This is a genomic window from Qipengyuania xiamenensis, assembly GCF_019711495.1.
Taxonomy (GTDB): Bacteria; Pseudomonadota; Alphaproteobacteria; order Sphingomonadales; family Sphingomonadaceae; genus Qipengyuania; species Qipengyuania xiamenensis.
Genome location: NZ_JAIGNM010000003.1, coordinates 428,409 through 453,863, shown reverse-complemented (window position 1 = coordinate 453,863; position 25,455 = coordinate 428,409). Strand labels below are relative to the sequence as shown.

General features: G+C 63.0%; 31 protein-coding genes. 13 read left to right on the top strand and 18 right to left on the bottom strand.

Annotated elements, in window-relative coordinates; translation table 11 throughout:
• Positions 1-59: 59 nt before the first annotated feature.
• From K3165_RS13740 to K3165_RS13730, 3 genes are read right to left on the bottom strand one after another with little or no spacing between them, the layout of a single operon-like run.
• Positions 60-920 (bottom strand): metallophosphoesterase family protein, encoded by an 861-nt coding sequence (locus tag K3165_RS13740; protein WP_221549442.1) that lies wholly within the window; start codon positions 918-920, stop codon positions 60-62.
• Complete coding sequence (locus K3165_RS13735) at positions 910-1,749, bottom strand: diacylglycerol kinase family protein (protein WP_221549441.1); 840 nt, start codon at positions 1,747-1,749, stop codon at positions 910-912. The genes K3165_RS13740 and K3165_RS13735 overlap by 11 nt, the downstream gene beginning before the upstream one ends.
• A gap of 57 nt (positions 1,750-1,806) precedes the next feature.
• Positions 1,807-2,109: a hypothetical protein gene (locus tag K3165_RS13730; protein WP_247714138.1), complete on the bottom strand. Its 303-nt coding sequence runs from the start codon at positions 2,107-2,109 to the stop codon at positions 1,807-1,809.
• A gap of 164 nt (positions 2,110-2,273) precedes the next feature.
• Here K3165_RS13730 and K3165_RS13725 point away from each other — a divergent pair, with 164 nt between their 5' ends.
• Complete coding sequence (locus K3165_RS13725) at positions 2,274-2,564, top strand: UrcA family protein (protein ID WP_221549440.1); 291 nt, start codon at positions 2,274-2,276, stop codon at positions 2,562-2,564.
• A 310-nt stretch (positions 2,565-2,874) separates the two neighbouring features.
• On the opposite strand, the gene K3165_RS13720 is transcribed toward K3165_RS13725, so the two are convergent.
• The 3 genes from K3165_RS13720 to K3165_RS13710 form a co-directional block, all read right to left on the bottom strand.
• The gene (locus tag K3165_RS13720) at positions 2,875-3,612 is read right to left on the bottom strand and encodes a LytR/AlgR family response regulator transcription factor (protein WP_221549439.1); all 738 of its coding nucleotides are present in this window, start codon (positions 3,610-3,612) and stop codon (positions 2,875-2,877) included.
• A complete protein-coding gene (locus K3165_RS13715) occupies positions 3,605-4,822 on the bottom strand; it encodes a sensor histidine kinase (protein ID WP_221549438.1) in 1,218 nt (405 codons plus the stop codon). The genes K3165_RS13720 and K3165_RS13715 overlap by 8 nt, the downstream gene beginning before the upstream one ends.
• Positions 4,823-4,921: 99 nt before the next feature.
• Positions 4,922-6,439, bottom strand: a complete 1,518-nt coding sequence (locus K3165_RS13710) for a fumarate hydratase (protein ID WP_221549502.1) — start codon at positions 6,437-6,439, stop codon at positions 4,922-4,924.
• A gap of 160 nt (positions 6,440-6,599) precedes the next feature.
• Here K3165_RS13710 and K3165_RS13705 point away from each other — a divergent pair, with 160 nt between their 5' ends.
• From K3165_RS13705 to K3165_RS13680, 6 genes are all read left to right on the top strand, one after another.
• Positions 6,600-7,196, top strand: a complete 597-nt coding sequence (locus K3165_RS13705; protein WP_247714137.1) for a protein-L-isoaspartate O-methyltransferase family protein — start codon at positions 6,600-6,602, stop codon at positions 7,194-7,196.
• A 3-nt stretch (positions 7,197-7,199) separates the two neighbouring features.
• Positions 7,200-8,693 (top strand): TolC family outer membrane protein, encoded by a 1,494-nt coding sequence (locus tag K3165_RS13700; protein WP_221549437.1) that lies wholly within the window; start codon positions 7,200-7,202, stop codon positions 8,691-8,693.
• Positions 8,694-8,761: 68 nt separating this feature from the next.
• Complete coding sequence (locus tag K3165_RS13695; RefSeq protein ID WP_221549436.1) at positions 8,762-9,265, top strand: DUF2497 domain-containing protein; 504 nt, start codon at positions 8,762-8,764, stop codon at positions 9,263-9,265.
• Positions 9,266-9,335: 70 nt separating this feature from the next.
• Positions 9,336-9,623, top strand: a complete 288-nt coding sequence (locus K3165_RS13690) for a hypothetical protein (protein WP_221549435.1) — start codon at positions 9,336-9,338, stop codon at positions 9,621-9,623.
• Between the two features lie 42 nt (positions 9,624-9,665).
• A complete protein-coding gene (locus K3165_RS13685) occupies positions 9,666-11,774 on the top strand; it encodes a S9 family peptidase (protein WP_221549434.1) in 2,109 nt (702 codons plus the stop codon).
• Entirely contained in the window at positions 11,767-12,144 is a 378-nt protein-coding gene (locus K3165_RS13680; RefSeq protein WP_221549433.1) for a (2Fe-2S) ferredoxin domain-containing protein, read from the top strand. Before K3165_RS13685 ends, K3165_RS13680 begins: the two co-directional genes overlap by 8 nt.
• Here the strand turns inward: K3165_RS13680 and K3165_RS13675 are convergent.
• Positions 12,141-12,440 (bottom strand): hypothetical protein, encoded by a 300-nt coding sequence (locus tag K3165_RS13675; RefSeq protein WP_221549432.1) that lies wholly within the window; start codon positions 12,438-12,440, stop codon positions 12,141-12,143. The two genes, K3165_RS13680 and K3165_RS13675, sit on opposite strands and share 4 nt — an antisense overlap.
• 106 nt (positions 12,441-12,546) lie before the next feature.
• On the opposite strand from K3165_RS13675, the gene K3165_RS13670 reads away from it, so the two are divergent.
• From K3165_RS13670 to xth, 3 genes are read left to right on the top strand one after another with little or no spacing between them, the layout of a single operon-like run.
• On the top strand, positions 12,547-12,978 hold the full coding sequence (locus K3165_RS13670; RefSeq protein WP_221549431.1) for a CBS domain-containing protein: 432 nt from the start codon (positions 12,547-12,549) through the stop codon (positions 12,976-12,978).
• Between the two features lie 31 nt (positions 12,979-13,009).
• Complete coding sequence (gene erpA, locus K3165_RS13665; protein ID WP_221549430.1) at positions 13,010-13,339, top strand: iron-sulfur cluster insertion protein ErpA; 330 nt, start codon at positions 13,010-13,012, stop codon at positions 13,337-13,339.
• Between the two features lie 38 nt (positions 13,340-13,377).
• Complete coding sequence (xth, locus tag K3165_RS13660; RefSeq protein ID WP_221549429.1) at positions 13,378-14,163, top strand: exodeoxyribonuclease III; 786 nt, start codon at positions 13,378-13,380, stop codon at positions 14,161-14,163.
• 64 nt (positions 14,164-14,227) lie between these two features.
• On the opposite strand, the gene K3165_RS13655 is transcribed toward xth, so the two are convergent.
• From K3165_RS13655 to K3165_RS13615, 9 genes are all read right to left on the bottom strand, one after another.
• Positions 14,228-14,872 carry a cell wall hydrolase gene (locus K3165_RS13655; RefSeq protein ID WP_221549428.1) on the bottom strand — a complete coding sequence of 215 codons (645 nt, stop codon included), beginning with the start codon at positions 14,870-14,872 and terminating at the stop codon, positions 14,228-14,230.
• Between the two features lie 202 nt (positions 14,873-15,074).
• The gene (locus K3165_RS13650; RefSeq protein WP_221549427.1) at positions 15,075-15,413 is read right to left on the bottom strand and encodes a DUF1491 family protein; all 339 of its coding nucleotides are present in this window, start codon (positions 15,411-15,413) and stop codon (positions 15,075-15,077) included.
• Positions 15,413-15,871, bottom strand: coding sequence for a PaaI family thioesterase (locus tag K3165_RS13645; RefSeq protein ID WP_221549426.1), 459 nt, complete (start codon positions 15,869-15,871; stop codon positions 15,413-15,415). Before K3165_RS13645 ends, K3165_RS13650 begins: the two co-directional genes overlap by 1 nt.
• A 21-nt stretch (positions 15,872-15,892) precedes the next feature.
• A complete protein-coding gene (hpf, locus tag K3165_RS13640) occupies positions 15,893-16,465 on the bottom strand; it encodes a ribosome hibernation-promoting factor, HPF/YfiA family (protein ID WP_221549425.1) in 573 nt (190 codons plus the stop codon).
• Positions 16,466-16,538: 73 nt separating this feature from the next.
• Positions 16,539-17,228 (bottom strand): DNA polymerase III subunit epsilon, encoded by a 690-nt coding sequence (gene dnaQ / locus K3165_RS13635; protein WP_221549424.1) that lies wholly within the window; start codon positions 17,226-17,228, stop codon positions 16,539-16,541.
• A gap of 30 nt (positions 17,229-17,258) precedes the next feature.
• Positions 17,259-17,873 carry a dephospho-CoA kinase gene (gene coaE, locus K3165_RS13630; RefSeq protein ID WP_221549423.1) on the bottom strand — a complete coding sequence of 205 codons (615 nt, stop codon included), beginning with the start codon at positions 17,871-17,873 and terminating at the stop codon, positions 17,259-17,261.
• Positions 17,870-18,721 (bottom strand): shikimate dehydrogenase family protein, encoded by an 852-nt coding sequence (locus tag K3165_RS13625; RefSeq protein WP_221549422.1) that lies wholly within the window; start codon positions 18,719-18,721, stop codon positions 17,870-17,872. Before K3165_RS13625 ends, coaE begins: the two co-directional genes overlap by 4 nt.
• Complete coding sequence (locus tag K3165_RS13620) at positions 18,718-19,314, bottom strand: Maf family protein (protein ID WP_221549421.1); 597 nt, start codon at positions 19,312-19,314, stop codon at positions 18,718-18,720. The genes K3165_RS13625 and K3165_RS13620 overlap by 4 nt, the downstream gene beginning before the upstream one ends.
• Positions 19,311-20,102, bottom strand: coding sequence for a pyruvate, water dikinase regulatory protein (locus K3165_RS13615; protein WP_247714171.1), 792 nt, complete (start codon positions 20,100-20,102; stop codon positions 19,311-19,313). Before K3165_RS13615 ends, K3165_RS13620 begins: the two co-directional genes overlap by 4 nt.
• Positions 20,103-20,475: 373 nt before the next feature.
• Between K3165_RS13615 and hemE the strand changes: the two genes are divergently transcribed.
• From hemE to rho, 3 genes are all read left to right on the top strand, one after another.
• A complete protein-coding gene (hemE, locus tag K3165_RS13610) occupies positions 20,476-21,501 on the top strand; it encodes a uroporphyrinogen decarboxylase (protein ID WP_221549420.1) in 1,026 nt (341 codons plus the stop codon).
• Positions 21,502-21,532: 31 nt separating this feature from the next.
• On the top strand, positions 21,533-21,979 hold the full coding sequence (locus K3165_RS13605; RefSeq protein WP_221549419.1) for a CopD family protein: 447 nt from the start codon (positions 21,533-21,535) through the stop codon (positions 21,977-21,979).
• 155 nt (positions 21,980-22,134) lie between these two features.
• Positions 22,135-23,400 (top strand): transcription termination factor Rho, encoded by a 1,266-nt coding sequence (gene rho / locus K3165_RS13600; RefSeq protein ID WP_221549418.1) that lies wholly within the window; start codon positions 22,135-22,137, stop codon positions 23,398-23,400.
• A 60-nt stretch (positions 23,401-23,460) separates the two neighbouring features.
• On the opposite strand, the gene K3165_RS13595 is transcribed toward rho, so the two are convergent.
• Together K3165_RS13595 and K3165_RS13590 are read right to left on the bottom strand one after the other, a co-directional pair.
• Entirely contained in the window at positions 23,461-23,859 is a 399-nt protein-coding gene (locus K3165_RS13595; RefSeq protein ID WP_221549417.1) for a nuclear transport factor 2 family protein, read from the bottom strand.
• The gene (locus K3165_RS13590; RefSeq protein WP_221549416.1) at positions 23,856-25,448 is read right to left on the bottom strand and encodes an FMN-binding glutamate synthase family protein; all 1,593 of its coding nucleotides are present in this window, start codon (positions 25,446-25,448) and stop codon (positions 23,856-23,858) included. The genes K3165_RS13595 and K3165_RS13590 overlap by 4 nt, the downstream gene beginning before the upstream one ends.
• Positions 25,449-25,455: the final 7 nt, after the last annotated feature.

Sequence of the window (25,455 nt, the reverse complement as noted above, 5' to 3'; positions counted from 1 at the left end):
CTCCTATGGCTCGCGCGCAAGGTCGCCCATCGAGGTTGAGATTCGGCTGACGGCTCTGGTTAATGCACCGGAGGATCTACGCGCGGGACCTGCCTGACGGGCGCGACGGGTTCGCCGGGCGCACGCGGCGGCAGGGCATTTTCGGGCACGTCGTCGATCTGCATGTCGGGGGTCTCGACATGCTCGAGGTTGCGCACGGTGACCGACAGTTTCTCACCATCCCATTCGATCTCGTTGAAACTGCACGGCGTCGATCGGGTGCGCTTCGAAAGCGTACCGGCACCGATCATCCGGACCGGGCCGTTGGTCGTATCCTCCATGATGTCGAAGGCGTCGTGCACATGCCCTGACAGGACGGCCTCGACCGGGCGTTTGGCGAGGGCGCGCAGGGCCTTGTCGCCGTTCTTGGTGAGCGCAGTCCCCTGGGTGCCCACCTCGCGCAGCGGATGATGAACGGCGACGAGCGCGCGAACGCCTTCGGGCAGTGCATCGATCGCGGCGAGGCATTTTTCCAGCGCCGCATCGGTCACCCAGCCCTTCGACCAGTTCAGCCTCGGTTGCGCGCGAACCGCCGTCTTGAGCGGCACGACGGCAAGGCAGCCGAGATCGATTTCCCTTTCGACCTTCTCCGCCATGCCGCGAAACCGCTTGTACGGCGAAAAGAAGCGTTCGATCGGGTTGAAATAGGGCATGTCGTGATTGCCGACTTCGACGGTCACCGGCGCTTCCAGCGAATTGATCCAGCGGGTTGCCGCATCGAATTCCCGATGCCGCGCGCGCATGGTCAGGTCTCCGGTAATCGCCACCGCATCGGGGCGCTTCTCGGAGATTTCCTGTTTGACCCAATCGAGGGCCCGGTTGTTCTCGAGGCCGAAATGGACATCGGAAAGGTGAAAGATACGCCGTGCGTCAGAAGCCATGATGCGTCGCTAGCAGATCGACCTCACAGGGGGCCACGGTGAATTTTGCGCGGCGACCAAGCTGGGCCGGTTCACCGTCGACAAGTATGTCGAGCGGGCCACCATCCACCGTTTCGAGGGTAATCTCGGGCACGATGCCGAGGCGCGTGTGCGGCCCCTCGCGAAAGTTCCTTTTCAGCAGGGCGATCGATTGCTGGAGGAATTCGCCCGGATTCTCCGCATGGAAGCCATCGAGCTGGATCCCGCGATGGCTCGGGGTGAACTCGATCAACGGATAGCCTTCCGGGTCACCGAGCTGCGGGGAATGGCAGCGCACCATGGCGCCGCCAGTCGTCTCGGCAAGGGCATCGCTGGTTCCTTCGGCAATTGCAGGCAGGTCGAGATCGCGCATAGCTTCCCTTACGCCCGCCCATGCCGTGCCGGGCCCTGCCAGCAAGCCAGCCAGCGCATCACCCGCCTCGCATCGCGCCACCAGCGGACGAACCGAAGTCGCCGCGCCGGAGGAGACCCGCTGGATGATCTCGGCCAGCTCTGCGTCCGGGCCATGAAGGCGCTTGGACAGCAGGTTCATGGTGCCGCCCGGCAGGACCAGTATCTCGCCCTGCCAGCCGTAAAGGCCGGTTATTGCGGCATTGAGCGTTCCGTCACCGGTAAACACTGCAAGCCGTTCGACGTTTGCATCGTCAAGTTCCTGCGGTGTCGGGAAATCATGGTCGGGAAAGCAGATCGTCCTGACGATCGGACAGCCGTACTCGTCGCATTGGCTCTGGAGCAGCTCGACCGCCTGTTCGGAATTGCTGCCCGAACGAAAATTCGTGAGAAGCCACATGGGGTTGCGCGAGACCATGCGAGAGAAGCGCGCAGCGGCCTTGCAGGTTCCCGCGGGTCAGATGCGCCCGGACAGGATCAGCCAGGCGGTTCCGAAATTGAACGAGCTGTAGATCGCATAGGCGATGACGGCACCCGTCCAGCCCTGCGCCGCCAGCAGCATGCAGGCGACGAGCACGACGAATTCGAAGGCAAGCGAGACCCTGCGGCCCGCCCCCTGGAAGCCCCGAAACTGCTCGAGCATGGGGTGGCGGCTTTCCAGAACCGCCTTGTGGACGAAGAAATTGCCCACTCCGAGCAGGAACATGATCGCAATCAGGAACACCTCCCAGAAATAGGAATGCTGTTCGCCGATTGCCAATCGTCATTCGTCGCCCGTTCTCCCCTTTCGGTCCAGAAGCGCTCCCCGCCCGTCGATAGCCGCGTGCAATTACAGTTGTAGCTGAGCAATACAGGTTGTGCGGCGGGTCCGAAACGACAGTCCCTCAGAAAAGCCGGACCCGCCGCAGACTCGGAGGAATACCAATGAAAAAGACCCTCGTAGCACTCACCCTGGCAGCCTTCGCTCTCCCCGCGAGCGCCCAGACCGTCTCGTTCGATGTCGAATATCGCGACCTCGACCTTGCATCGGCCCACGGCCAGAAAACGCTTGAGCAGCGCATCGACAATGCCGCTCGCAAGGCCTGCAATTATTCGCGTCACACCACCGGATCGCGCCTTCGCGATGCCGACACGAAGCGCTGCTTCGACGAAGCCAAGGCTTCCGCGACCAAGAAATTCGCAGCTGTCGTAGAGCAGCGCGCGAACGGCGGCTGATCAACCCCCAGCCCGCTTACCTGCACCCCGGCCGGACTGCAGTCCCCCGGCCGGGGTGTTTTTTTGTCCTGATTGTTTGTGCGCCCTCAAACGCCGGGCGCGACGCCTCCGCGTCGCTTGGCTTCGCCGCATAAGTGGCGGCGGCCCGTCGGCCTTTGGCTACCGCGACCAAGAGGAAGACGTTCTATCTGGCGTTGATCCGGTCCGCGACCAGCGGACCGCAAGGGCGACTGCCCGCCCGCAGCGGGTGCGGCTTGCCGCACGTCTAGCGAGGACGCACCCGCGGAGGCGGGTGCGCAAAACGAAAAACCTACCTTCCGGCCATCGCTTTGACTTTGGGCAGGTAGGTACGGCCGATGCGCAGCGCTTCGCCGTCTTCCATCTCGACCGACCAGACGCCTAGGCCATCGTGGCGAAGGCCCTTGATGCGATCCTTCCTCAGGATGGTCGAGCGATGGATGCGGATGAACTTGGCAGGATCGAGACGCTTCTCAAGACCCGCGATCGTCTGCAGCAGCAGGTAGCTGCGATCCTCGACATGCAGGCGGACATAGTCACGCTCGGCATCGATGCGAGAGACCTCCTCGGTGTCGATGCGGATCAGCTCGCTGCGATGCGGGATCCACAATTCCTCGAGCCACTTGCTTTCCTCGCGCTCGCCTTCGCCGCGGCGGGCAAGGGCGCGCTGGATCGCGCGTTCGAGACGGTCGGGCTTCACCGGCTTGAGGACATAGTCCACCGCGTCGAGATCGAAGGCCTCGACCGCGTAATTGTCATGCGCAGTGACGAAGACGACCGCCGGACGCTCTTCCTGCTTGGCAAGCGTCTTGGCGACCGAAAGCCCGTCGACTTCGGGCATGGTCATGTCGAGCAGGATCAGGTCGGGCGAAAGCGCCTCGACCAGCCGCAGTGCCTGGGCACCATCGCTGGCCGTGCCGACGACGTTGAGATCGTCCATCTTGCTGCAGATGACCTGCATGCGTTCAACCGCAAGCGGTTCGTCATCGACGATCAGCGTGCGCAGTTTCGTGTCTGTTTCCTCAGCCATGCTTCACCATCGGTAGCCTGAGTTCGGTTTCATAGCCATCGAGCGACTGGCCCGACGTGATCGTCGCTTCCTGACCGAAGCGTGCCTCGAGGCGGTCGCGGACATTGGCAAGGCCGATGCCGAACCCGCCGGTGTGGCTGGTCGGCATTCCGGGGCCGTTATCACTGACTCGGATGACGAGGCGTCCATATTCCTCGCGGGCGACGATGCTGATCGTGACCGGCTTGGCCGATGCGGAGACACCGTACTTCACCGAGTTTTCCACCAGCGGCTGCAGGATCATGCCCGGCACCTTGAGCTGGGCGAGTTCGTTCGGAAGGTCGACATGCACCTTGAGCCGGTCGGGGAAACGCACCGATTCGATCTCGAGATAGTGCTCCTGCAGGTCGATCTCGTCCTCGAGGCTCACATCACCGGTTGAATCGTCCGCGAGCGAATGGCGGTAGAAGCGCGACAGCGACTGGATCATTTCCTCGGCGCGATCACCCTTGCCGGTCATCACGAGCGATGAGAGCGAGTTCAGCGTGTTGAACAGGAAATGCGGGTTCACCTGGTAGCGCAAGCTACGCAGTTCGGCCGCCTTGGCAGCGCTGCGGAAGCGTTCACCGCGCCTTTCGGCGGCCCGCGCGCGGGCGCCTGCGACGATGGCGATATAAAGCGCCGCCCATGCCAGCAGCAGGAAGTAGCGCGAAAGCGCGAGGTCGGTCAGCCGCCGCCAGTAATCGGCCGCGGTCGGCGCAGGCTCGATCACGATCGAGGCGGGCGGTGCTTCGGGGCTGCCGTCCCCACTCTGCTCCGCACCTTCGGGGGCCGTCTGGCCGGGAATGTCGAGCAGGAGGTTACCCGATTCGTCTCGGCGGATCGTCAGACCGCGCTGCTCGCCGATCTTGGCACGGACCTGGTCCTCGATCGGGGCAAAGACCATCGTGTTGATCTGCGCGATCGCGAGCGATGCAGGAACGGCAGCGATGATGGCGATGCCGACCTTCATCGCAAGGCTGCGCGCATCGAACAGGCGCAGCAACATCCACAGAAGGACGGTGATACCGCCGCCGGCAACGCACACTATCGCGCGCCTCCAGAGCAATTCGTCCTGCAGTTCGAGGCCGACCACGGCGCCGCGCGCGGTGATCAGCAGGAAATAGGCCACCCACAGGCCGACGATGGACAGGACCACCACCTTGACCGGTGCGCGCATATCGCGATTCATCTGGGGTTCAGCGTTCAAAACAAGCAATATGTGGCGTTTCGGCGGCGCAAAGGCCAGCGCCGCCGTCGAACTCGCATTGCCGTTTGTCGAGGATCGACGTTATTCGGCGGGCTCGATCTCGCCTTTCGCGATTTTCTCGCGCCAGCGCGCCGGTGCAAGCGTGTGGACGTTGTTGCCCTGCGCATCGACGGCGACGGTCACCGGCATGTCCTGCACCTCGAATTCGTAGATCGCTTCCATGCCGAGATCCTCGAAAGCGACGACTTCCGCACCCTTGATCGCACGGCTGACGAGATAGGCAGCGCCGCCCGTGGCCATGAGATAGGCGACCTTGAAACGGCTGATCACTTCGACCGCATCATGCCCGCGCTCGGCCTTGCCGATCATGGCGAGGAGGCCGAGATCGAGCATCATCTCGGTGAACTTGTCCATGCGGGTGGCCGTGGTCGGGCCAGCCGGACCGACGACCTCGCCCATCACCGGATCGACCGGGCCGACATAGTAGATCGCGCGGCCCTTGAACTCTACCGGCAGCTCCTCGCCCTTTTCGAGCATGTCGTGAATGCGCTTGTGCGCGGCATCGCGCCCGGTGAGCATCTTGCCCGAAAGCAGCAGGCGGTCGCCATGCTCCCAGCTCGCCACTTCTTCGGGAGTGAGATTGTTCAGGTCGACGCGCTTGGCCGCCGTATCCGGCTTCCAGGTCACATCGGGATATTCGTCGATGTTCGGCGGATCGAGATAGGCGGGACCCGATCCGTCGAGCATGAAGTGCGCATGGCGCGTGGCAGCGCAGTTCGGGATCATCGCCACCGGCTTGCCCGCCGCATGGCAGGGCGCGTCGAGGATTTTCACGTCGAGCACGGTCGAAAGGCCGCCGAGGCCCTGCGCGCCGATACCCTGCGCGTTGACGGCATCGAAAATGTCGATCCGCAGCTGCTCGAGATCGGTCTGCGCGCCGCGCTGTTTCAATTGGCCCATGTCGATCGGGTCCATCAGCGAAAGCTTGGCGAGCTTCATGCAATGCTCCGCCGTGCCGCCGATGCCGATACCGAGCATGCCGGGGGGGCACCAGCCAGCGCCCATCGACGGCAGCTGCTCGACCACCCAGTCGACGATATTGTCGCTCGGGTTCATCATCTTGAACTTCGACTTGTTCTCGCTGCCGCCACCCTTGGCTGCGACGTCGATGTCGATCGTGTCGCCCGGCACCATCTCGACCGAGAGGACGCTGGGCGTGTTGTCACGCGTGTTGCGGCGGGTGAATGCAGGATCGGCGAGAATCGAGGCGCGCAGCTTGTTGTCGGGATGGTTGTAAGCCTGGCGCACACCCTCATCGACCACTTCCTGCAAGCTGCGCGTCGTGTCGAGGCGGCAGTTCATGCCCCATTTGACGAAGACGTTGACGATACCCGTGTCCTGGCAGATCGGGCGGTGCCCCTCGGCGCACATGCGGCTGTTGGTGAGGATCTGCGCGATGGCATCCTTCGCCGCCGGTCCGGCTTCCGCCTCATAGGCTTTGCCCAGCGCGCGGATATAATCCATCGGATGATAGTAAGAGATGTACTGGAGCGCGTCTTTCACGCTCTCGATAAGGTCCTCTTCCTTGATAACCACCATGCCGTTCATCGCTGCCTATTCCCATGTTGCAGATTTGCGCTCCCCGATAGGCGCGTTTGACGGCATCGGTCAAAGCGCTTGGAAGCAAAGGGTCTTGCGCCTAAGGCAACGCAGCACTTGCGCAACCGTGTTATTACTGTAATACAGCACTCGGATATTTATGAGCACCACGACCAAGACCCGCCCCGACTACGCCGCCGCAAGGAAGGCGATGATCGACAGCCAGCTGCGCACCAGCGGCGTGAACGAGCCCTTCGTGCTCGAACGCATGGGCACGCTTGCCCGCGAGGATTTCGTTCCCGAGAACGCCAAGGGCACCGCTTACATGGATCGCGCGATCCGGCTGGGCGAGGGCGGCTTCCTGCCCGCACCGCTGTTCCACGGCGCGATGCTCGCCGAAGCCAGCCCCAAGGCGGATGACACCGTCCTCGTGATCGACGGCGGCAGCGGCTACCTGCCTGCGCTGGTCGAACCGCTGGTGGCCTCGGTCAAGGCGATCTCGCCTGCTGACGCGCTCAAGGCCAAGAAGGGCAATTACTCGCTCGTCCTCGTCGACGGTGCGATCGAACATGTTCCGGCAAGTCTTGCCAAGCAGGTCGCCGAAGGCGGCCGTATCGTCACCGGCCTGGTCGAACGCGGCGTGACCCGCCTCGCCACGGGCCGCAAGTCGGGCAAGGCGCTCGCGCTGCTTCCGCTTGCAGAAATGGGCGTTCCGCGCCTCGGCGCATTCGACAAGCCGGAGAGCTGGAGCTTTTAAGAGATGCACAAGGGAGGGGTAGTGAACAGACTGGTACTTTCGGGGAGCGCAATCGCGCTGGCCCTGGCCGCAAACCCTGCCCAGGCCGACACGCTGCAGGAAGCGCTGACCGACGCCTATGTGAACAACCCGACGCTCGAAGCGGCGCGCGCCAACCAGCGTGCGACCGACGAAGGCGTGCAGATCGAACGCTCTGCAGGCCTGCCTTCGGTCGACGGCGCGGCCTCCGTCACCGAATTCATCAAGCAGCGTTCAACCAGCTTCTTCACTCCCGACCGCGTGCTGACGGCAGGCGTCGATCTCGGCGTTCCCATCTATTCGGGCGGCGCCGTGCGCAACTCGGTCGCTGCCGCGAAAGAACGCGTGCAGGCCGGTCGCGCAGACCTGCGCGGCTTCGAAAGCGCAATCTTCACTCGCGTAGTGGCCGCATATATGGACGTGCTTCGCGGTCAGGCGCTCGTCGCCCTGTCGGCCAACCAGGTCGACGTCCTTTTGGTCAACGTTTCGGCGACCAGCGACCGTTTCGAAATCGGCGACCTGACGCGCACCGATGTTGCCCAGTCGCAGGCCCGCCTCGCGCTGGCCGAGGGCGACCTGCGCAGCGCACAGGCCAACCTCATCGCCGCGCGCGAGGACTATATCGCCCTCGTCGGCAAGGCTCCGACCGACCTGCAGGCACCGCCGCCGCTTCCCGGCCTCCCCGGCGATGTGGAAACCGCCGTCGATGTCGCTCTCGAGAACAATCCCGACCTGATCGCTGCCAAGGAACGTGCAGCTGCGGCAGGGTACGATATCGAAGTCGCCGGTTCGAGCCGCCTTCCCCGCCTGTCGGTCTTCGCAGGCTACGATTACGACAACTATCTGGGCAGCATCGCAGACGGTCCGCTCGATCCTTCGGATCCCAACAGCCCGATCGTTCCCAGTGACCAGACCGCGACAGCCGCATCGGCAGGTGTTTCGCTGCGGATTCCCCTGTTCCAGGGTGGCCGTCCGGCAGCCTTGCAGCGGCAGGCAACCGCGCGGGCTACAGCCGCCTTCGAAAATGTTGTCGCCGCCGAACGTGATGTGATCGCGCAGACCCGCGCCGCCTATTCGAGCTGGCAGGCGAGCCTCGCGATCATCGAAAGCTCGCAATCGGCCGTCGATGCCGCCGCGCTCAGCCTTGAAGGTGTGCGGGCCGAAAACTCGATCGGCAACCGGACGATCCTCGACGTGCTGAACGCGGAACAGGAACTCCTGTCTTCGCGCGTCCAGTTGGTGACCGCACGGCGCAACGCCTATGTTGCGGGCTTCTCGCTCCTCGCCGCGATGGGCCGCGCGGAAGCGCGCGACCTCGGCCTGGGCGACGAGGGCGTGCTCTACGACCCGATCGACAATTACGACCGCGTCAGCGGCAGCGTCTGGGACTGGGGGCGCGATCCCGCTCCGGAAGCAAAGACCAGCAGCACCGTCGACATCCCGGCCCCCACTGCCGAGATTCCCGAGATTGAAGACTAGGGCATTAGGCCTTAGCACTGGGTCCGTACCCGATTCGGGACGGCAATGGAGGCAGGGGCTTGGCGTACATGCAGAATAACGGCGAACCTTCGGTCGAAGAGATCCTCGACTCGATCAAGAAGGTGATCGCGCGCGACAGCCGCGACGTCGAAGCCAGTGCATTCGGTCGTCGCCGCGGGCTCATTGCCGGCAGCGCCGAGCCCGCCGACGCGGAAGAAGCCGAGGAAGTGCTCGAACTGGGCGCCGAGCTCGGTGAAGAACTCATCATCGAGGACAATGCCGAGCTCGACGCCCGCTTCGGTGAAGAACCGGGCGAGGACGACGATCTCGACGAGAGCCTGATCGCCGATGCCACCCGCAGCGCGATGCAGCAGAATTTCGCCGCGCTTTCGATGCTCGCAAAGCCCGGCAAGCAGCCGCAGATCGTCCGCTCGGGCGAAACCTCGCTCGAAGGCCTCGTGCGCCAGATGTTGCGCCCGATGCTGGCCCAGTGGCTCGACGACAATCTGCCCTCGATGGTCGAAGAGCTGGTCAAGGCGGAAATCTCGCGCATCGCGGGCAAGAAGCGCTAGAAAACAACCATTTCATCTGCCGTTAACCCGGCGCGTTCCCTATTGGTGACTTCACCAAGGGGAGAATGAAATGCTTGCTCTTGTTACTGCCGCCGTCGCTCTGACCCCGGTTTCACTCGACGATCCCGTCCTGCAGTCCCCCGACACCTTCGTATCCGAAACAACCCGAACGGCGATCGCCGAGGGCGAGCCGGTGACGGTCCAGTGTCTCGATGTCTCGAGCGAAGATGCCAGTGCGAATCTGGTCTGCCTGAGCGAGGGCGAATGGCAGTCGGTCTATGACCGTATCGCGCACAACCGTTCCGCAGACCGCCGAGAACGAGCCATCACGATGGGCCTCAATTTCTCGCGCCGCTAAACCACTACCCAAGCGGTCGGCGCCGCGCTAAACCGCGCGACCATGACAGCACGCATCCGGGCCGCATTCCCGCTCGCCAGCGCTTTCGCGCTCATCGCCACACCGCTCGCCGCGCAGGACGCGGCCGAGCCGATGCAGGCGAAAGACCTCATCACCATGCCGCGCCTCGGCAGTCCGACGGTTTCGCCGGACGGGACCATGGCGGTCTATTCGGTCACCACGACCGATGCAGAAACGCTCGATCGTTCGGGCCAGCTCTTCGTGCGCTCGCTCACCGACAAGAATGCGCAGCCCATAGCGCTCGATCTCGCAGGCGGAGCGGCAAGTTTCGCTGGCGACGGGTGGCTCTACTATCTTGCAGAAGGCCATCACGGCGGAGCCACGCAGGTCTGGCGCGCACAAATCGCTGCGGACGGCACGGTTCTGAACGGCAGCCAGGTCACCGATATTGCGCGCGGCGTGGGCGGCTACAGCATTTCGGCCAATGGCGAGAAGGTCGCGATCTGGACCGACATCGCCCGCACCTGCACCCAACTTTCCTGCGACGACAGCGCCAAGCCCTATGCTCCGGGCCCCGGGGAAGGGCGGCTCTTCGACGGGAGCGGCGGCTTCTATCGCCACTGGGACCAGTGGGAAACGCCGGGCACCTACAGCCGCGTATTCACCGCCGATCTGGCCGAAGCCATGTCGAGCGATGCCTTCACACCCGTCGATGGTGCGATTGGCGCAGGCGGCCCGCAGGGCGACACGCCGACCAAGCCCTTCGGCGGTGGCGAGGACGTCGCATGGGCACCCGATGGCTCGGGCGTCTATTTCGTCGCCCGCGAGGGCGGGGCAAGCGAGCCCTATTCCACCAATCTCGACATCTGGTGGTCGGACCTTTCGGGCGAGGCGCCCGTCAACCTGACGGACGCGAACGAAGCGCTCGATGCGCTGCCGACCCCTTCGCCCAATGGCCAGTACCTTGCCTATGTCGCCATGGCGCGCCCGACTTATGAAGCCGACCGCCAGGTTATCATGCTGCGCGACCTCGAAAGCGGCGTGACGACCGCGCTGACGAAGGATTTCGACCGCAGCTTCTACACGCTGGCATGGACCCCGGATTCGCGCTGGATCGTCGCCACCGCCCAGGACGTGCTCGATACGCCGGCGTTCCGCATCGATCCGCGCACCGGCGCAGTCGAGCGCATCGACCTTATGGCCGGCAACGAAGCGCATATCGGCAATGTCACCCCGCTTGCCGGAGGCGATGTGCTCTTCACCCGCGATTCCATCGGTGCGCCTTCGGAAATGTTCCTCTCGAAGGACTGGGGCATGGCCGAACCGCTCACGCAGGTCGCCACCCCGACGATCGGCAAGTTCGCGCCCGTCGTGGTCGAGCGTTTCAGCTTCGCCGGCGCGAATGGCGACACGGTGTGGGGCCAGATCACCAAGCTCGAAGGGCGCGAGGGCAAGATGCCCGCGATCCTTTACGTCCACGGCGGCCCGCAAGGCTCGTTCAACGATGGCTGGTCGAGCCGCTGGAACCCGCGCGTCGTCGCAAGCCAGGGCTATGCGGTGATCTCGGTCGATTTCCACGGCTCCACCGGATACGGGCAGGAATTCACCGACAGCATCAACCGGGACTGGGGCGGCAAGCCGCTCGAAGACCTCAAGCTCGGCCTCGCCGCAGCGCTCGAGCGCGACACGCAGATCGACGGCAGCCGTGCCTGCGCAATGGGCGCGAGCTATGGCGGCTACATGATGAACTGGATCGCGGGTAACTGGCCCGACCGGTTCGACTGCCTCGTCCAGCATGACGGCCTCTTCGACATGCGCAGCTTCTATTACACCACCGAGGAACTGTGGTTTCCCAAGTGGGACTTCGGCGGCAGCTACGCCGAGAACAGCGAGCTCTACGAGCGCTGGAACCCAGTGAACTATGTCGAGAACTGGAAAACCCCGATGCTGGTCGTCGCGGGCGAAAGGGACTTCCGCGTACCCTATACGCAAGGCCTCGCCAGCTTCACCGCGCTGCAGGAGCGCCAGATCCCCAGCCAGCTGCTTGTATTCGAGAACGAGAACCACTGGGTACTCGGTGCGAAGAACTCGCTCCAGTGGCACAACACCGTCTTCGATTGGCTCGACCGCTGGCTGAAGCCGGATGAGTAAGAAGGGCGGGCTTGAAAAGGCGCAGAAGGCGCTGGCAAAGATCGGCGGTGAGACGGCCGAACGGCAGATCTTCCTGTGTGCTGTCAGCGAGAAGCAGAAATGCTGCTCGCGCGAGGACGGCAAGGCTGCCTGGAATTATCTCAAGAAACGCCTCAAGCAGCTCGACCTTGTGGGGCGGGGCGGCACGGTCCAGCGGACCAAGGCGGACTGTCTTCAGGTCTGCGCCCACGGCCCGATCGCGGTCGTCTGGCCCGATAACGTCTGGTATCATTCCTGCGACGAGGAAGTTCTCGAAGCGATCATCCAGCGCCACCTGATCGGCGGCGTTCCGGTCGAGGAGTACCGCCTGCGCGGTGCCGAAAAGGACTAATTCTCGTCGATCGAATTGTCGGGCAGATTGTTGTCGACCGCTTCGTCGTGGCCGGTGCCCGACGACAGGAAGACGAGGCCCATCAACGCGCCTGCCAGCAGCATGACGAAACCCACGCCCAGCGCAGTCGCGATGTAGAAGTGAACGGAGACTTCACCGCCGAACTTGTAGAGCAGGGCCATCGCGATCGAGACGAGACCGATTGTCAGCAGCAGCATGAAGCGCATGATCCTGCGATAACGGGCCCAGGCAAATGCCGCGGCTTCGGGATCGTCCAGGGGTGATTTGTCGACCATCGGCGCCTCCATGGGCCTATGCGGGCCCCGTTTCAACGCCTTAGGGGCGGATACTGGCTTTTCCTGCGCGAAAGTGGCATCTTTCCTCCAGCAAGAGGAGGCGCGAATGAACATCAGTAGCCTGATCGAGGGCAGGGCCAGCTCCGACATCATCTCGGTCACGGTGGACCAGGCGGTTCGCGACGCGGTAAAACTGCTTGCTTCCAAACGTATCGGTGCCCTGCCTGTCATGTCCGGCGGACGGATTGCCGGGATATTCTCCGAACGCGACGTGATCTATCGCCTCGCCGAAGAAGGTTCGGCCTGTCTCGATCGCCCGCTCGGCGAAGTGATGACTTCGCCCGCCATCACGACGACGACCGAAACGCCGATCCTGGACGCGCTTTCGCTCATGACGAAGCGTCGCATCCGCCATCTTCCGGTGATCGACGGGGAAGCCATGTGCGGCTTCATCTCGATCGGCGACCTCGTGAAGGCCCGACTGGACGAGATCCAGCACGAAGCCGAAGCGATGCGCGAATATATCCAGACCGCTTGAGACCAGGCCCAACGCCTCCTACATCGCGCTCATGGCCGAAATGCTCACCCTGACCCAAGCCGCCGCGAAACGTGTGGCGGCCATTGCCGACAAGCAGTCCAAGCCTGCGATCCTGCGCCTTTCGGTTGAGGGCGGGGGCTGTTCGGGCTTCCAGTACAAGTTCGACCTCGCCGAAGCGGCGGAGGGTGACGACATGGTCAGCGAGACCGAGGGCGTGCGCCTCGTCGTCGACCCGGTGAGTCTCGACCTTGTCGCGGGAAGCGTGGTCGATTTCGTCGAATCGCTGGGCGGGGCGGCCTTCCGCGTCGAAAACCCCAATGCGGCTGCCGGATGCGGCTGCGGCTCGAGTTTCGGGATTTAGGTTAGACCCGCGCGGCGGGTTCGGGCATGGGTTCTTCCATGCGTATCGCCAGCTTCAACATCAACGGTATCAAGGCGCGCCTGCCGCGCCTCATCGAATGGCTCGAGGAAACCCGGCCCAGCGTCGCCTGCCTGCAGGAAATCAAGACGATGGACGAGGGCTTTCCTGCCGAGGAATTCGAGAAGATCGGCTACCAGGCCATCTGGTACGGCCAGAAGAGTTTCAACGGCGTGGCGATCCTCGCCGATGGGACCAAGCCGGTCGAAATCAAGCGCGGCCTCGGTATCGATGGACCCAAGGACGGGGAGGGCGAGCAGGCCCGCTATCTCGAGGCAGAGGTGAACGGTGTGCGCATCTGCAACCTCTACCTGCCCAACGGCAATCCGCATCCCGGGCCCAAGTTCGACTACAAGCTGGCGTGGATGGAGAAGCTGCGCGCACGGATGAAGGAAATCTGGGCCGAGGAAGTCCCGGCCGTCGTGCTGGGCGACTATAACGTCATTCCTGAGGACAAGGACGTCTGGTCGCCCAAGGCCATGGCCAGCGATGCCCTGATGCAGCCCGAAAGCCGCGATGCCTACAAGCGCATGCTTGCAGACGGCTGGACCGATGCGATCGACACGCTCAACCCGCGTGGCGGGGTGTGGACCTATTGGGATTACCAGGCCGGTGCCTGGCAGCGCGACCACGGATTCAGGATCGACCACCTGCTGCTCTCGCCCGAGCTGGCCGACCGGATGACCGCGGCTGGTGTCGACAAGGAGTACCGCGGGCGGGAGAAGGCATCCGACCACACGCCCGTCTGGGTCGAGTTCGCCGACTGAGCGCAAACCACGAAAAAGGGCCGCCGCACATGGCGACGGCCCCTCTTTGTCTCTTGGCTGCCGCTTAGCGGTAGAAGATGTGCGTCTTGATCGCTGCGCGGCGGGTCTTCTTCGAAGCCCAGCTCGGTTTCACGTAGGTCGCGTGGAAATAGAGCGAATCTTCCGCTTCGCTGTCCCACATTCCCTGATGCGCGATACGGGCGATCGCCTTGGCGCGCGTCCAGGCGGCAGTGCCCGTCTGGATGCGCGGCATGGTGCCGCCCCGTACGAAGCTGAACTGCGCGCGCTGGTAAACGACGCCGCAATAGCTCGAGGGGAAGCGGCTGGATTCCGCACGATTGATCACCACCTGCGCAACGGCAAGCTGGCCGTGGAGCGGTTCGCCCCGCGATTCGAAATAGACTGCGCCGGCAAGGCAGCGCATCTCGTCGGAAAGTTCGCCGGCAGCAGGCATGGCCGCGACGAGTTCGCGCAGGCTATTGGCCTCGGGCACATTTCCGGAAAATTCTGTGGCAGCTTCCTCGGGAAGCTCCTGGACCACTTCTTCGCTGACGAAGACGGGAACCACCTCTTCGGTGAGGACCGCTTCTTCTGCAGTGGTTTCTTCTGCGGCTGCCTGGGCAGCCTGGGCACCGGTTTCTTCCGCACCGGCAAACGTTGCAATCGTGGCTGCGGCGCCTGCCGCAAGGCCAAAAATAGACTTTCGCATAGTTCCGCTTGTTTCGGCGGTGAGCGAGCTGTCACAGGCTGGGATTCAGTGCGCGTACTCTTGCGTCTTGAAACTCGAATCCGTTAGCGGGCCTGCCGCTGGCTCCCCGTCTGCGTGCTTGTCGTCTGACCCCATTGCCAAATCCGACCGCCTGCGCATCGAAGCTGCGGCGCCAAATAGTCACAATTGAAACCGTGTCAAGTTAACGGGCGGGAATTTCGAGAAGGCGTTCCACATCGGGACCGTCCAGCTCGACGAACCAGCAATCGGGGTCCTGGCTCTTCCTGCGGGCCACATATTCGTCGAATTCTCGAGTATTTTCATCGTCTTGTTCGCGGGTACAGGTGAACTTCCTGGACCCGTCCATCTGCGGCATCCGCTCCCACAAACGGGTATTTTTGCCACTATGTGTGGTTAATATGGCAATAGTTCCGGCATCGTATTCACCCTTCTGCAGGACCATGCCGAAGCCGCCCAATTGCTGTGTCAGACGCAGCAATCCCGCCACTTCGAGGTGGGCCGGGAGGCGGGCATCTTCCATCAGGCCGAATAGCCTTCGAGGCTGGAGAGCGGGATGCGCGATTTCATGAATGTCCCGGTGCCGCGCCCGATCTCGTCGCCTTCCGCATCCACCAGGCGCGATTCAGCCACGAAAACACGCCTGCGCCCGCTCACCCAGCGGCCTTCGGCAACCACCTTTCCTTCGCGGACCGGCTTGGTGAAATGCAGGTTGAAGGAGGTGGTCAGCAGGAAACGGTCGGTCACCAGCGTGTTGGCCGCGTAAAAGGCCGCATCGTCGAGCATCTTGAAATAGATCGTGCCATGCGCCGCACCGGCCGCATGGAAGCATTCGCCGGTAACTTCGAACTCGATCCGCGCCGCACCTTCACCGGTTACTTCCAGCGAGGAGGCGAACTGGTTGTTCACCGGGGCGGACGCGTAGAGGCTTTCGAGCGCGCGCCAGTGCCGCTCGGCTCCGCTGGTTGCCGCTGCGCTCATCAAATCCTCATCCGTTACAGTTCAGCCGCGCGGTTCGACCCAGCCGATCGAACCGTCGGGGCGGCGATAGACCATGTTATGCACTTCGGTAGCCCCGTTCTTGAAAAAGAGCGCATTGGTGTTCTGCAGATCGAGCAGCATCACTGCGTCGGCGACCGAGCATTCGGGGATAAGCGCGCTGGTTTCCGCGATCACCGGGGGGCTTTCGCTGGTAACTTCCTCCTCGGTATCGACCTCGGGCGCGGCGAAGATGGTGTAGGCGGCTTCCTGCTCGCGCATCGCGTGATCGGCCTGTTCGTGACGATCCTTGATGCGGCGCTTGTATCGGCGCAGCTGCTTTTCGATCTTCGCTGCCGCAGCGTCGAAAGCTTGGTGCACGTCATGCGCCTCGGCATGCCCCTTGAGGATCAGGCCCTGCATCACATGGGTAACGATGTCGGAGGAGAAGGCGCCACCGGACGCCTTGCCGAAGGTCACATGGCTGCTGATCGCTCGATTGAAATACTTCTCGACGATGCCCTGCAATCGGTCCTCGACATGGGTTTGCAAGGCTGCGCCGGTGTCGATCTGGTGGCCCGAAACGCGGATATCCATAAGCTTCGTACTCCTTCTTCGTACCCCTGCACGATCCCGTCGACCCCGTCCGTCGACCAGTCCGGGAATTCATCTACCCCCAGAGAGGGTTTTCGATCCCGGACATGAATTTCCTGTGCCGCGCCAGTTCTTCAGGCGAAGGCGCATGCGGCCGCGGTTCGCGGCGCGGGCCTTCCGGCGCCTGGCGGACCGCCACGGTTTCCTGCTCGATCTCGACCACGGTCGCTTCGGCGGCGAGTTCGAGCCCGATCTGGCGCCCGCCCTTCAGCTCGACATAAACCTGCGCGAGCAGTTCGGCGTCGAGCAGCGCGCCATGCTTTACGCGATGGCTGCGATCGATGCCGTAGCGGGTGCACAGCGCGTCGAGCGACAGCTTGGCGCCCGGATGGCGCTTCTTGGCGATCGCGACGGTGTCGATCATGCGGCTCATGCAGACCGGCTCGCGATCAATCAGCGTCAGCTCTGCATTGAGGAAGCCGAAGTCGAACCCCGCATTATGCGCGATCAGCGGCGCATCGCCGATGAAATCGAGCAGTTCATGCGCGATATCGCGGAACAGCGGCTTGTCCGACAGGAAAGCTGCCGAAAGACCGTGCACGGCTTCCGCGCCGGCAGGCATGTCGCGTTCGGGATTGTAATAGGCGTGATACGTGTTCCCGGTAGGGACGAGATTGACCATCTCGACGCAGCCGATTTCTACCATCCGGTCGCCCGTCTTGGGGTCGAGTCCGGTGGTTTCGGTGTCGAAAACGATTTCACGCATTGGGTAACCTATCGGACTCGTTCGCGCAGATTACAAGGGGTCTTGGCTACCTGCCTCGGCGCGCAGCCGCGCGATCAGCGAGAGGACCTCTTCCTCGGTTTCGGCGAGCGATTGCCCCGTATCGATGATGTGGTCCGCGCGCATACGTTTCTCGGCATCGGGGGTCTGGAGCGACAGGATGTGGGCGAATTTTTCCGGAGTCATGCCGGGCCGCGCAAGCACGCGGACACGTTGCACGTCCCCCGGCGCCGAGACGACGACGATCCTGTCGACCGATTCGTGTCCGCCCTTTTCGAACAAGAGCGGGATATCGAAAACCACGAAGGGAGCGCCGAAATGTTCGATCAGGAAAGCCTCGCGCTTGCGAGCCAGCGCCGGGTGGACGATCGCCTCGAGCCGGGCGAGCGCTTCCTTGTCGCCGAAGACCTCCTTGCCGAGAACATCGCGCAGGACGCCGGTTTCATCGGTACTACCGGGGAATTCGGCCTCGATCGCCGGAACCAGCTCGCCTTGCGGCCCCTGCAGCTTCCAGACTTCTGCATCGGCATCGAAAACGGGGATGCCTGCAGCCTCGAACATCGCAGCAACAGTGGACTTGCCCATGCCGATCGATCCGGTGAGGCCGATGATGAGCGGTTTCGTCATGCCATGAGCCTTTCGCGCAATTCTTCGTCATGCTCGCGGGGCGCCTCTTCGCCGAAGAAATAGGCAAAGGCCGAGGCCGCCTGGCCGATCAGCATCGACAGCCCGTCGATGGTCTCGAACCCGGCATCCCGCGCCGCCTTGAGGAATTCGGTTTCGACCGGGTCGGTGACGATATCATATGCGATCGATCCGGGCGGCGCATGGCTCCAGTCGAAAGCGAGGGGCGACTGGCCGCGCATGCCCAGCGGGCTCGCATTGACCACGAGGTCGCAGCAGCCTTCGCGGTCGTCGAAAGCGAAATCGGTGCCTTGCGCAAAATGCGAGAGCGGCGCCACGTGGTGCTCGCCCTCGGCCAGCTCCTCGAGGATGCCACTCGCCTTTTCCGGATTACGGCCTGCAAGGACCAGTGTGAAACCTTCCTTCGCCAGTCCCGCCACCACCGCTCGCGCGGCGCCGCCGGTGCCGATGATGCGCGCCATGCGGAAATAATGCTGGTGGGCCAGCCGCTCGCGCAAGGGTTCGAGGAAACCCCCGACATCGCTATTGCGCCCGACTAGCGCGCCATCCTTGCCGCGGTGGATCGTGTTGACGGCGCCGACGCGCCTGGCGAGCGGCTCGATCCGGTCGAGCAGCGGCATGACCGCCTGCTTGTGCGGCATGGTGACATTACAGCCGAGCCACGCATCGTCCGCACGGCGGGCGGCGAGATAGCTTTCCAGCTCGTCACCCGTCACGTGATGCGCGCGATACGCCGCGTCGATCCCGAGCTTGTCGATCCAGAAGCCGTGGATCGCGGGAGACTTGGACTGGGCGATGGGATCGCCGATGACTTCGGCATATTTGGTCACGAGGGAAGGGCGCCTTCTTCGCGAAGGGCATCAAGCACCTGCAGCAGCGGCATGCCGAGAACGGTGAACTGGTCGCCCATGATGCTTTCGAACAATTGCACGCCGGGACCTTCGATCCGGAACACACCCACGCAATAGGATACTTCCGGCCATTCCGCATCGAGATAGGCTTCGATGAAGTCTTCCGACAATTCGCGCACGCGGAGGCGCGCAAAATCCGATCCGACCCAGACGATCTGCCCGTCCTTTGCGAGCGCCGCCGCGCTGTGCAGCGTCATCACCTTGCCGGAAAAGAACCGCAGGTGCTCTGCCGCCTGTTCGCGGCTGGCGGGTTTGTCGAAGCGGCGACCGTCGACTTCGACGAGGGAGTCGCTGCCGAGCACGATCCGCGCATCTTCCACCGCAGCCGCTTTCGCAGCGGCAAGGGCCTGCGCGATCTCGGCAGGATCGGCATCCTCCATCTCGGCTTCGAGACCGCGCTCGTCGATATCGGCCGCACGCGCTTCGAATGCGACCCCTGCCGCTTCGAGCATGGCCTTGCGCGATGCACTGTTCGAAGCCAGCACAATGCCTTCACCGGCAATCGAGGTCATATCGGCTTTGCTCCTTCGAATGCGGTATCGTCCGACTGCTCGCGTTCGCCGAACAGGCGGATCACGGCCGCGGCGGTTTCCTCGATCGAGCGCCTGGTCACGTCGATCACCGGCCAGCCGTTATCGGCGAACATGCGCCGGGCAAAGGCCACCTCGCTCTTCACGCGCTCGTTATCGACGTAGGATGTCTCCGACTTCTCGTTTAGCGTCAGGAGACGATTGCGGCGGATCTGCACCAGCCGTTCCGGGGCCGTGGTCAGGCCGACGACCATCGGGCTTTTGAGTTCGAACAACTTCGGCGGAGGGGGGCTTTCGACCACCAGCGGGATGTTGGCGACCTTGTAGCCACGATTGGCGAGGTAGATGCTGGTCGGCGTCTTCGAACTTCGTGACACGCCTGCAAGCACGATATCCGCCTCCTCCCAGTTCTCCCATCCGATGCCGTCGTCATGGGCAATGGTGAACTGGATCGCCTCGACTCGCTCGAAATAGGCCTTGTCCATCTGGTGCTGGCGGCCGGGACGGCCATGGGCTTCCTGTCCCAGCGCCTTCTCCAGCGCCTCGGTCACGCGATCGAGGATGGGGACCGCGGGAAGCCCGTTCTGCGCGCAGACTTCTTCCAGCCGCGCGCGGGCTTCGGGATTGACCAACGTGAAGAGGACAAGTCCCGGGTTGCTCTTGAGTTCGGGCACGATGCGGTCGAGATGTTGCTTGCTCCTGACCATGGGCCAGAAATGGCGTACGACATCGGCATCGTCGAACTGCGCCAGCGCCGCTTTTGCGAGCATTTCCAATGTCTCACCGGTTGAATCGGACAAGAGATGGAGGTGGATGCGATCGGAAATGGGAGGCTCTCCGGCGGGTTGTTGATAGCTTCGGGATAAACCACGGGACAGGTCTGGCGACAAGTTCGGTGATGAATTCCCTCCCCGCTACGAGTCACCTTCGGGGGTGATTCCCGCACACCAAGGGACGAGTTTTGCGCAGGCTGGGAACAGTGGGGACAAGTTTGACTCGACTCATGTGCGAGCACGAGTCGCAAACCCGCCAGAAGCCTTCCAATCGCCGAAGAATTCGGGCAGGGGCCGCTTGTGCCCGATATCCACAGGGCCAACAGACTCCATCAATCCTTATAATAACTAGGTATTATTGGACTCCTGAATGCCCGGTCTCCTTCTCGACACGCTAAACGGTGCGCCTAGCGCACAGGTCCCTCTCTGGCTCATGCGCCAGGCTGGTCGGTACCTTCCCGAGTATCGCGAGCTTCGCGCACAGAAGGGCGGTTTCCTCGCAATGGCCTACGATAGCGAGGCGGCATGCGAGATTACCTTGCAGCCCATCGATCGCTTCGGGTTCGACGGGGCCATCCTGTTTTCCGATATCCTGATCGTCCCCCATGCGCTGGGTCAGCACCTCGAATTCCTTGCCGGCGAAGGGCCGAAGCTCTCGCCCAAGCTCGTCGACAGCTCGCTCGAGGCACTGACTCGCGATCCTTCGCGCTACGAACCGATTTACGAAACCGTACGCCTGTGCCGGAAGCGCCTACCCGAAGGCGTGACCATGCTTGGCTTTGCGGGAAGCCCCTGGACCGTTGCGACCTACATGGTCGCAGGCGAGGGCAGCCGGGACCAGCACGATGCGCGCGCTCTCGCCTATCGCGATCCGGCAGCGCTGCAGGCGATCGTGGATGCGATCGTGGGTGAGACGATCGAATATCTCTCAGGCCAGATCGAAGCGGGTGCGGAAGCCGTGCAGCTGTTCGACAGCTGGGCGGGCAGCCTTGCGCCCGACGAGTTCGAGAAATGGGTCATCGCGCCCAATGCACGGATCGTTGCCGCTCTTGCAGAGAAGCATCCCGACACGCCGGTAATCGGTTTTCCGAAGGGTGCAGGCGAGAAACTGCCCGCCTATGCCCGCGAGACCGGTGTGAAGGCCGTCGGTGTGGACGAGACGCTCGATCCGGCATGGGTCGCGCGCGAACTGCCCGATGGCATGCCCGTACAGGGCAATCTCGATCCGCTGCTGCTGCTCGCCGGTTCGGCCGAGCTCGAGAAGCGCGTCGAGACGATTCTCGGAGCATTCGCCGGGCGCCCGCATGTCTTCAATCTGGGCCACGGCATCGACCGGCGCACGCCGATCGAGCATGTCGAGCGCCTGATCGCCACCGTGCGCGGCTGGCGGGGGTGAAATTGGCGGCCGCCTTCGCTACATCGCGGCCATGCAGGAAGTGCTTTCGATGACCTATCTCTGGCTCAAGGCCGGCCATATCATCTTCATGGTCTTCTGGATGGCAGGCCTCTTCATGCTGCCGCGCCAGATGATCTATCTCCATCCCGCGGCGCCGGAATCGGAAGAATCCGCACTCTGGGCGAAACGCATGGGCCTGCTGCGCAAGATCATCCTGACGCCCAGCATCATCGTGGTGTGGGTTTTAGGCCTGCTGCTGGCCCAAACGCTGCAGGTGTGGGGTGAGGGATGGCTGCACGTCAAATTGTTGCTTGTCGTCCTCCTGAGCGGCTTCCACGGCTATATCGTCGCCCAGTCCAGGAAGATGGCGGCGGGCGAGAGGCCGCTGAGCGAAAAGCAGCTGCGCATGTGGGGCGAGGCTCCCGGCGTGCTGCTGGCGCTGATCGTCGTGACGGTGGTCGTCTTCCGCTACATGTGACGCCCTGCGCAATCCGATTGACGCGGGCTCCAACCGAATTTATCTGAAGCCTACCGACCGGCTAGAGGCCCCGCGCATTCGACGGGACCAGGTCCGCTTTCTCCAAGCCCTTCGACCTGCCGGCCATTTCCACATTCGAATATTCGAGAAATAAAATGCATCTCAAAGACTTGAAAGCAAAAGCACCCGCAGAGCTCGTGGCCATGGCCGAAGAGCTGGGTGTCGAGGCTGCGGGCACCATGCGCCGCCAGGACCTCATGTTCTGCATCCTGCGCGAACTCGCAGACGATGAAGAATACGACGAAGAGATCATGGGTATCGGCACGATCGAGGTGCTGCAGGACGGCTTCGGCTTCCTGCGCAGCCCCGAAGCGAATTACCTCGCCGGCCCGGACGATATCTATGTCTCGCCCAACCAGATCCGCAAATGGGGCCTGCGCACCGGCGATACCGTCGAAGGCCAGATCCGCGCACCGCAGGAAGGCGAGCGCTATTTCGCGCTGACCGGCCTGACCTCGGTCAACTACGAAGATCCGGCGAACGTGCGCACGCGCACCAATTTCGACAACCTCACGCCGCTCTATCCGGACGAGAAGCTGACGCTCGACAATGTCGATCCGACGGTCAAGGACAAGTCGGCGCGCGTCATCGATATCATTTCGCCGCAGGGCAAGGGCCAGCGCGCACTGATCGTCGCGCCGCCGCGCACCGGTAAAACCGTCCTGCTGCAGAACATCGCCAAGGCGATTACCGACAACCACCCGGAAGTCTTCCTGCTGGTCCTGCTCGTCGACGAGCGTCCGGAAGAAGTCACCGACATGCAGCGCAGCGTGAAGGGCGAGGTCATTTCCTCGACCTTCGACGAGCCTGCCAACCGCCACGTCCAGGTCGCCGAAATGGTGATCGAGAAGGCCAAGCGCCTCGTCGAGCACAAGAAGGATGTCGTCATCCTGCTCGACTCGATCACGCGTCTCGGCCGTGCGTACAACACCGTGGTGCCCAGCTCGGGCAAGGTGCTGACCGGCGGTGTCGACGCGAACGCACTGCAGCGCCCGAAGCGCTTCTTCGGTGCCGCGCGTAACATCGAGGAAGGCGGCTCGCTTTCCATCATCGCGACCGCGCTGATCGACACCGGCAGCCGCATGGACGAGGTCATCTTCGAAGAATTCAAGGGCACGGGTAACAGCGAAATCGTCCTCGACCGCAAGGTCGCCGACAAGCGCATCTTCCCGGCTCTCGACGTCGGCAAGTCCGGCACCCGCAAGGAAGAGCTGCTGGTCGACCAGGCCCAGCTGTCGAAGATGTGGGTCCTGCGCCGTATCCTCATGCAGATGGGTACGGTCGATGCGATGGAATTCCTTCTCGACAAGATGAAGGATTCCAAGACCAACGAAGACTTCTTCGCCAATATGAACCAGTAAGCGAAAGGGCCGCTTCCCAAACCGGGGAGCGGCCCTTTTCCTTTGGAGTGTCGAGGCCGGTCAGCCCTTCATGCGCTCGAGCATGGCTGCCATCTGCTCCCACACCTTGTTCACGGCCTTCAGCGGCCTGACCATCACCTTGAAATCCGCAATCATCCCGTCTTCGTCGAAGCGGATGATATCGACGCCGTTGACGTGGATGCCGTCCATCTCGGTGGTGAATTCGAGCATTGCGTTCTCCCCGTCCACCAGCTCGCGAACGTAGGTGAAGCTGTCATTGCCGAGCGTCTGCCCGGCTGCCGAGAGGTAGGCGACGACAATATCGCGCCCCTGTTGCGGCGTGTGGACCACCGGCGAATGGAACGCGGCATCTTCACGGATGATGGCCGCAAGGTCCGCCGGAGAAGAGCCGGCTTCGATCACCTCATGCCATCTGGCCAATCCTTTTTCAGCGCTCACATATCCCTCCTGAAACTGTCTGCCCTTGCCGCGGCCCAGTGGCGCGCCAGCGGGGTTGAGGAGGGCCTGTCGAGCAGCACTCCCTCCTCGGCGAAATAATAGATCTTGTCGAAGGCGTCCGAGCGCGCGCCATTGATGCGTTCGCGCATATCCATGGGCTTCATCTCCCAAGGACTGTCGAGGCCCATGGCAATCGTGATTTCGCGCAGCGAGTGAAGCGTCTGGCGCTGGAAGCGTGCGACACGCGGTGCCTTGTCCTCGACGACGAGACCTCGCTGGCGCCACTCTTCCTGCGTTGCAACGCCGGTGGGGCAGGTGCCCTTGTGGCAATTCATCGACTGGATGCAGCCGAGCGCGAACATGAAGGGACGCGCAGCATTGCACCAGTCGGCGCCCAGCGCGAAGCTCTTGGCCATCTGCGCGCCCGAATGGATCTTGCCGCTGGTGGCGATCTTCACCTTGTCGCGCATTCCCGTGCCCACCAGCATGTTGCGCACGAAGATCTGCCCTTCGCGCAGCGGCATGCCGACCGAATTCGACAATTCGAGGGGGGCTGCACCCGTGCCGCCCTCTGCGCCGTCGACGGTGATGAAATCGGGATGCATGCCGGTCTCGAGCATAGCCTTGCCGACTGCAAAGACTTCGTGAGGCAGTCCGACGCACAGCTTGATTCCGACCGGCTTGCCGCCTGAAAGCTCGCGCAACCGGGTGACGAACTCGAGCAATTCGATCGGCGTATCGAATTCGGGATGCGCCGCCGGGGAAAGGACATCCTCACCTTCAGGCACGCCGCGTGCTTCCGCGATTTCCTTGGTGACCTTTGCGCCCGGGAGCACACCGCCGTGACCCGGCTTTGCGCCCTGGCTGAGCTTCAGTTCGATCATCTTGACCTGGTCGCTCGCTGCATTCTCGCGGAACTGGTCGGGATCGAAGCGACCGTCCTCGCGCCGCGCCCCGAAATAGCCGCTGCCGAGCTCCCAGATGAGGTCACCGCTGGGTGCACGGTGATAGCGGCTGATCGAACCTTCGCCCGTATTGTGTGCGAAGTTGCCTTCCTTCGCCCCGGCATTCAGCGCCTCGATCGCGCGCGCGGAGAGCGAACCGAAGCTCATCGCCGAGATATTCAGCAACGAGGAGGAGTAGGGCTTGTCGCAAGTGTCTTGACCGACGGTGACGCGCCATTCCTCGGGCGTGTCCTTGCTGGGCGCGATCGAGTGCCCGACCCACTCGTATTCGTCCGAATAGACGTCGAGCTCGGTACCCATCGGATGCTTGTCGAGATCGCCCTTGGCGCGGGCATAGACGAGCGAGCGGGCCTGATGGCTGAATGGACGGCCCTCGAGGTCGTCCTCCACGAAGTAGGACTGCGCAAAGGGCCGCAAATCCTCCATCAGCCACCTGATGCGGCCGATAAGCGGATAATTCCTCCTAAGAGTATGATTAGGCTGGAAAAAATCCCATATCGCGAACCCCGCCAAGGGTCCCCATAACCACAGGGTCCAGCGTAACGGCTCGACCACCCATGCAGTCGTGGCGAGTATCAGCAAGGCCACCGGAATGAGGTAGCGGAAGGGCAGTCGCTCAATCATCGCGAGG

Bases quoted from the DNA above. Each gene is read 5' to 3' on its own strand.
- K3165_RS13695 (WP_221549436.1), top strand. From the start codon at position 8,762: ATGCAGAATAACGGCGAACCTTCGGTCGAAGAGATCCTCGACTCGATC.
- K3165_RS13740 (WP_221549442.1), bottom strand. From the start codon at position 920: ATGGCTTCTGACGCACGGCGTATCTTTCACCTTTCCGATGTCCATTTC.
- K3165_RS13680 (WP_221549433.1), top strand. From the start codon at position 11,767: ATGAGTAAGAAGGGCGGGCTTGAAAAGGCGCAGAAGGCGCTGGCAAAG.
- K3165_RS13675 (WP_221549432.1), bottom strand. From the start codon at position 12,440: ATGGTCGACAAATCACCCCTGGACGATCCCGAAGCCGCGGCATTTGCC.
- K3165_RS13605 (WP_221549419.1), top strand. From the start codon at position 21,533: ATGCAGGAAGTGCTTTCGATGACCTATCTCTGGCTCAAGGCCGGCCAT.
- hpf (WP_221549425.1), bottom strand. From the start codon at position 16,465: ATGGATATCCGCGTTTCGGGCCACCAGATCGACACCGGCGCAGCCTTG.
- hemE (WP_221549420.1), top strand. From the start codon at position 20,476: ATGCCCGGTCTCCTTCTCGACACGCTAAACGGTGCGCCTAGCGCACAG.
- K3165_RS13735 (WP_221549441.1), bottom strand. From the start codon at position 1,749: ATGTGGCTTCTCACGAATTTTCGTTCGGGCAGCAATTCCGAACAGGCG.
- K3165_RS13715 (WP_221549438.1), bottom strand. From the start codon at position 4,822: ATGAATCGCGATATGCGCGCACCGGTCAAGGTGGTGGTCCTGTCCATC.
- K3165_RS13670 (WP_221549431.1), top strand. From the start codon at position 12,547: ATGAACATCAGTAGCCTGATCGAGGGCAGGGCCAGCTCCGACATCATC.
- K3165_RS13655 (WP_221549428.1), bottom strand. From the start codon at position 14,872: ATGCGAAAGTCTATTTTTGGCCTTGCGGCAGGCGCCGCAGCCACGATT.
- K3165_RS13650 (WP_221549427.1), bottom strand. From the start codon at position 15,413: ATGGAAGATGCCCGCCTCCCGGCCCACCTCGAAGTGGCGGGATTGCTG.
- K3165_RS13620 (WP_221549421.1), bottom strand. From the start codon at position 19,314: ATGACCTCGATTGCCGGTGAAGGCATTGTGCTGGCTTCGAACAGTGCA.
- K3165_RS13590 (WP_221549416.1), bottom strand. From the start codon at position 25,448: ATGATTGAGCGACTGCCCTTCCGCTACCTCATTCCGGTGGCCTTGCTG.
- K3165_RS13705 (WP_247714137.1), top strand. From the start codon at position 6,600: ATGAGCACCACGACCAAGACCCGCCCCGACTACGCCGCCGCAAGGAAG.
- K3165_RS13615 (WP_247714171.1), bottom strand. From the start codon at position 20,102: ATGCTCGCAAAAGCGGCGCTGGCGCAGTTCGACGATGCCGATGTCGTA.
- K3165_RS13685 (WP_221549434.1), top strand. From the start codon at position 9,666: ATGACAGCACGCATCCGGGCCGCATTCCCGCTCGCCAGCGCTTTCGCG.
- K3165_RS13700 (WP_221549437.1), top strand. From the start codon at position 7,200: ATGCACAAGGGAGGGGTAGTGAACAGACTGGTACTTTCGGGGAGCGCA.
- K3165_RS13645 (WP_221549426.1), bottom strand. From the start codon at position 15,871: ATGAGCGCAGCGGCAACCAGCGGAGCCGAGCGGCACTGGCGCGCGCTC.
- xth (WP_221549429.1), top strand. From the start codon at position 13,378: ATGCGTATCGCCAGCTTCAACATCAACGGTATCAAGGCGCGCCTGCCG.
- K3165_RS13725 (WP_221549440.1), top strand. From the start codon at position 2,274: ATGAAAAAGACCCTCGTAGCACTCACCCTGGCAGCCTTCGCTCTCCCC.
- K3165_RS13690 (WP_221549435.1), top strand. From the start codon at position 9,336: ATGCTTGCTCTTGTTACTGCCGCCGTCGCTCTGACCCCGGTTTCACTC.
- rho (WP_221549418.1), top strand. From the start codon at position 22,135: ATGCATCTCAAAGACTTGAAAGCAAAAGCACCCGCAGAGCTCGTGGCC.
- dnaQ (WP_221549424.1), bottom strand. From the start codon at position 17,228: ATGCGTGAAATCGTTTTCGACACCGAAACCACCGGACTCGACCCCAAG.
- K3165_RS13720 (WP_221549439.1), bottom strand. From the start codon at position 3,612: ATGGCTGAGGAAACAGACACGAAACTGCGCACGCTGATCGTCGATGAC.
- erpA (WP_221549430.1), top strand. From the start codon at position 13,010: ATGGCCGAAATGCTCACCCTGACCCAAGCCGCCGCGAAACGTGTGGCG.
- K3165_RS13710 (WP_221549502.1), bottom strand. From the start codon at position 6,439: ATGGTGGTTATCAAGGAAGAGGACCTTATCGAGAGCGTGAAAGACGCG.
- coaE (WP_221549423.1), bottom strand. From the start codon at position 17,873: ATGACGAAACCGCTCATCATCGGCCTCACCGGATCGATCGGCATGGGC.